General features: G+C 46.6%; 1 protein-coding gene. It reads left to right on the plus strand.

Translation table 11 applies throughout. The features are described from left to right. Positions 1–794 (plus strand): 2-iminoacetate synthase ThiH (gene thiH / locus R8O11_RS25975; RefSeq protein WP_318194708.1); only part of this gene is annotated, 794 nt, incomplete at its 5' end. Between the last annotated feature and the right edge of the window lie 115 nt (positions 795–909).

Genomic DNA, 909 nt, shown 5'->3' on the forward strand with positions numbered 1-909 from the left:
AGATTGATGCGATTAAGCGAATGAAGTTCGACAGCGTGTTACTGGTAACGGGTGAGCATGAGACCAAAGTTGGGATGAAATACTTTCGCGAAATGGTGCCAATCATCAAGCAGCGATTTAATTATTTAGCGATGGAAGTCCAACCGTTGGATCAGGACGAATACGCCGAACTCAAAACATTGGGCCTTGATGCGGTGATGGTGTATCAAGAAACCTATCATCCTAAAACATATGCTCAGCATCATTTACGTGGCAACAAAATGGATTTCCGATACCGGCTTGAAACGCCTGATAGGTTGGCAAAAGCGGGGATCGACAAAATCGGTATTGGCGCTTTGATTGGTTTGGAAGAGTGGCGCACCGACTGCTTTTTTGCTGCTGCTCATCTGGATTACCTTGAGCGTACTTATTGGCAATCGCGTTATTCGATTTCTTTTCCTCGTTTACGCCCTTGTGCCGGTAATACACCTGCGTCGGGATTACAACCGAAATCTGTCATGACGGATAAGCAGTTGGTGCAATTGATTTGCGCCTATCGGCTGTTTAATCCGGAAGTGGAGTTGTCATTGTCGACGCGCGAATCACCGCAGTTTCGCGACAATGTATTACCGTTAGGCATTACGAGTATGTCTGCGGCATCGAAAACACAACCCGGTGGTTATGCGACCGAAGAGGTGGAACTGGAACAGTTCGAAATCAGTGACGAGCGTAGCGCGGCATCGGTAGAAGACATGATTAGAGCGAAAGGTTTCGCTCCGGTCTGGCGTGATTGGCACTCAGTTTACTCAGGTTAACCGAGGCGTTTACTGTGTCATTGGCATGTTTCACGTGAAACATTGTAATTGAATGAACGCTTAGCTTTGAGTTTCATGGATGTGAATTATGGGCTGAATTTGCGAATTTAGCCCA

The organism is Vibrio sp. 1288, from assembly GCF_033344475.1.